3 protein-coding genes are annotated in these 3,663 nt (G+C 65.5%); 1 reads left to right on the top strand and 2 read right to left on the bottom strand.

Going from position 1 to position 3,663, the window contains the following annotated elements:
* On the bottom strand, positions 1–861 hold an 861-nt coding region (cobA, locus tag KDH09_07545; GenBank protein ID MCB0219529.1), incomplete at its 3' end, for a uroporphyrinogen-III C-methyltransferase.
* Positions 854–1,789 carry a hydroxymethylbilane synthase gene (gene hemC, locus KDH09_07550; protein MCB0219530.1) on the bottom strand — a complete coding sequence of 312 codons (936 nt, stop codon included), beginning with the start codon at positions 1,787–1,789 and terminating at the stop codon, positions 854–856. The genes cobA and hemC, both read right to left, overlap by 8 nt.
* Positions 1,790–1,961: 172 nt before the next feature.
* Here hemC and rnd point away from each other — a divergent pair, with 172 nt between their 5' ends.
* The gene (rnd, locus tag KDH09_07555; GenBank protein MCB0219531.1) at positions 1,962–3,131 is read left to right on the top strand and encodes a ribonuclease D; all 1,170 of its coding nucleotides are present in this window, start codon (positions 1,962–1,964) and stop codon (positions 3,129–3,131) included.
* Positions 3,132–3,663: the final 532 nt, after the last annotated feature.

Below are 3,663 nucleotides of genomic sequence, written 5' to 3' on the forward strand. Positions count from 1 at the left end.
GAACGGCACCGGCTCGGCGCCCAGCTCGCGCAGTTTGTGCTGGATGTCGGAGGCCTGTGCCCGTGCGCGGGTCACGAGCACGCGCTTCCCAAAAAGCGGGCGCGTCTCGAACCACGAGAGTTCCTCGCGAAGACTCACCACCGTGCCGACCACGAAAATGCACGGCGGCCCGAATCCCTCGCGCTCGGCATCGGCGGCGATGTTTTCGAGCGTTGAAACCAGCGTGCGCTGGCGCGGGTGGGTTCCCCACTGGATGAGTGCGCAGGGCGTATCGGCGGCGCGGCCGCCGTCGATGAGCGATTGCGCATTTTTCGCCAGCGTCTTCACGCCCATGTAGATGCACAGCGTTCCGCTGCCCTTGGCGAGCTGGTCCCACTGCACCTGCGTGTAGTCCTTGCCGTCGGCGTCGTGGCCGGTGAGCAGCGTCACCTGCGAACAATGTTCGCGGTGGGTAACGGGAATGCCGGCGTAGGCGGGCGCCGCCACGCCGGAGGTCACGCCGGGAATCACTTCGAAACGCACGCCTGCGGCGCGCAGTTCCTGCCCCTCTTCACCGCCACGGCCGAAGACAAAGGGATCGCCGCCCTTGAGTCGCACGACGTTGGCGCCGGTCTTCGCCTTTTCGACGATGATCTCGTTGATCTTGTCCTGGGGGACGGTGTGGTCGCCGCCCTTTTTGCCGACGTAAATTTTCTGTGCGCCCTCGCCGGCCCAGGAAACCATTTCGGGATTGGCGAGGTAGTCGTAGACGAGCACGTCGCACTCGGCGATCAGGCGTCGGCACTTGAGGGTCGCCAGCTCGATGTCGCCGGGACCGGCGCCCACGAGATAGACCGTGCCGGGTTTCTTCGAATCACTCACTGGCTGCCTCCTCATAAAGGCGCTCGAGAATTTCCTTGCCGCCGTTCTGGAGAATCCACTCGGCCGCCGCGAGGCCGAGCTTGTCTGCGTACTCTGCCGGGCCCTGCACGCGCTTGCGCACGGGATTGGTTCCATCGACGTCGCAGACCAGCCCCTCGAAAGTAAGCATGTGCCCCTCAAGCGTCGCGTGTCCGGCGATGGGAACCTGGCAGCCGCCTTCGAGCCGGTGAAGAAAGGCGCGTTCAGCGGTGGTCGTCACGCGGGTATGCGCGTCTTCGAGTTTCGCCAGCAGCTCGAGCAGGTGATGGTCGTCCTCGCGCGTCTCAATGGCCAGCGCGCCCTGCCCCACGGCGGGAAGCATCATGTCGGGAATGAGCTCCTCGCTGATGTGCTCGGCCATGCCCAGGCGTCGCAACCCGGCCGCGGCAAGGATGACCGCGTCGAAGGTCCCGTCCTGCATCTTGCCAAGACGCGTCCCGACGCTGCCACGAAGAAAGCCGATTTCGAGATCCGGGCGCGCGAGCTTGAGCTGCGCCTGACGGCGAAGACTGGACGTGCCGATCTTTGCACCTTCGGCGAGGGCGGCGAGCCCCGGCCCCTTGCTGCAGAGCGCGTCGAAGGGGGACTCGCGCTCCGGCACGCAGGCGATGATGAGTCCCGATTCGAGCTCGGCGGGCATGTCCTTCATCGAGTGCACGGCGAAGTCGATCTCGCCGGCCAGCAACTCGGCGTCGATTTCTTTGATGAAGAGCCCCTTGCCCCCCACCTTCGAGAGCGCCACGTCAAGAATTTTGTCGCCGCGGGTCTTGATGATCCGCTCTTCAATTTCGATCTCGGGATCGATCCCGCGAATGCGTTCCGCCACCCAGCGCGCCTGCGCCAGGGCCAGCGGAGAACCGCGCGTGCCCAGTTTGAGTTTCTTTGCCAAAGGAGCTGCTCCCGCGGGCCAAGCAGGCCCGGTTGGCGGCGGAGCCTAGCACGGCCCGCGCCGCCGTCCCACTGGTGTCCCCCTGCCCGCGACGGGGCCCTGCGTCGCCCTCATGGCCGTCCAGCGGCGGTCTGGCACATGTGCGGCCCGGATGTGCTACAAGGCTCGCGCCATGCTGATCGAGACACCCCAGGCCCTCACCACGCTCTGCGACGCCATCCGCGCCGACGGCGTCTGTTCATTCGATACCGAATTCGTCTTCGAGCGCACCTACCGGGCACGGTTGGGCCTCGTTCAGCTCGCCTCCCCCGGCGGTCATGCCGGGGCGGTCGATCCGCTGGCGGTCGACGACCTCACCCCGGTGTGGGATCTGCTGCTCGATGAATCGGTGCTGACCGTCGTCCACGCCGGCGAGATGGACTGGAAGATTCTCTACGACAACGTCGGTCGCCTTCCCTCAAAGATCTTCGACTCCCAGATCGCCTCATCCTTCCTGGGCATGGGCGCCCAGCCCGGTTACGGCAAGCTCATCGCCCACTACCTGGGCACCGAGCTCGACAAGAGCCAGAGCTACACCGACTGGCTGCGCCGCCCGCTGAGCGAAAAGCAGATCAGCTACGCCCTCAACGACGTGGTCCCGCTGCTCGAACTCTTTACCAAGCTGCGCGAGCTGCTCATCGCCAAGGGCCGCCTGGAATGGGCCGAGGAAGAGTTCGCCGCTTCCCTCGATGAATCGCGCTACCGCGATCCCGAGCCCCGTGAGTGTTATCAGAAGGTCAAGCGCGCCAGCTCGCTGAGCCCCCGCCAGCTCTCGGCGCTGCGCGAAGCGGCCGCCTGGCGCGAGGAAGAGGCGCTCCGCCGCGACCTGCGACCGGGCTTCATCATCAAGGACGAGGCGCTGATCGCCGCCGTTCGACAGAACCCCAAGAACGTAGGCGGATTAAAGCGCGTGCGCGGCATCAGCGGCGAGGCCGAGCGCTGGGGCGCGGGCCTCGTCGAGGCAATCCAGAAGGGCTACGCCCAGCCCCAGGATTCCTGGCCGCGCTGGGCCAAGGGCGCCCCGCCCGACGATGGCGAAGACGCCGCCGTGGGCCTGATGCAGGTGGTGATGCAGGACGTAGCGGCAAAGCACGAAGTGCCGCCCGAGGTCGTGGCCAACCGCGCGACATTGCGCGCCCTTTACCGCGCCAGTTCCGAGGAACTCGAAGACCCCGACAACCCGGCCTTCCGCGGCTGGCGTGGGCAGGTTCTCGGCCGGCATCTGCACGAGCTGCTCGAAGGGAAGTCGGCCATTGGCCTGGATCCCAAGACGCGCCGGCCGCGTCTGTATCCGGCGAAGTAGCGTCGTTCGCGTTCGCTCGAAAATGAATCCGAATTAACGCGCGTTTAAATGTCGCTTCACCCGGCGGGAGTAGGATGTTTTTCAGCTGCTCAAGGCAGCCTCCTATCCCCGATCCCTTTTCCCCATTCCCCCCGCGGCCCGGCTGACCCCACACAGCCGGGCCGCTGCCCTTTTGTGCGATCACTTTTCTGAATCCCGCTACTGGCAGGGCGCATCGTATGTGCAGACGCCCCGAGAGGGGCGGGAGCCCCAAAGGCTCCGCTGCCGCGAGCATTCCGGTTTCTTCCCCCTGATCCCCTCCCGGAGCGCGGCGGTTCGCTGATCTCCTCCCCCTTCCCCGACGGCGGCCCGGTCACGAAAGTGCCGGGCCGCCTCGTTTTTGCGTGATTTCAGTTACTTATATCCATGAAGTGTTCTTAATCTCTCGTTAAGAGATCCTTCACGCGGCTCGGATACTATCGGGACTGTCAGAACCCTTTTCCCATCCCTACCCGATTGGCCCCGCTTCCCCTGGCGGGGCCTTTCCTTTTGA

The organism is Chrysiogenia bacterium (genome assembly GCA_020434085.1).
Lineage (GTDB): Bacteria > JAGRBM01 > JAGRBM01 > JAGRBM01 > JAGRBM01 > JAGRBM01.

What these genes read in the sequence shown, in the direction of transcription:
- rnd (MCB0219531.1), top strand. Translation starts at nt 1,962, where the DNA reads ATGCTGATCGAGACACCCCAGGCCCTCACCACGCTCTGCGACGCCATC.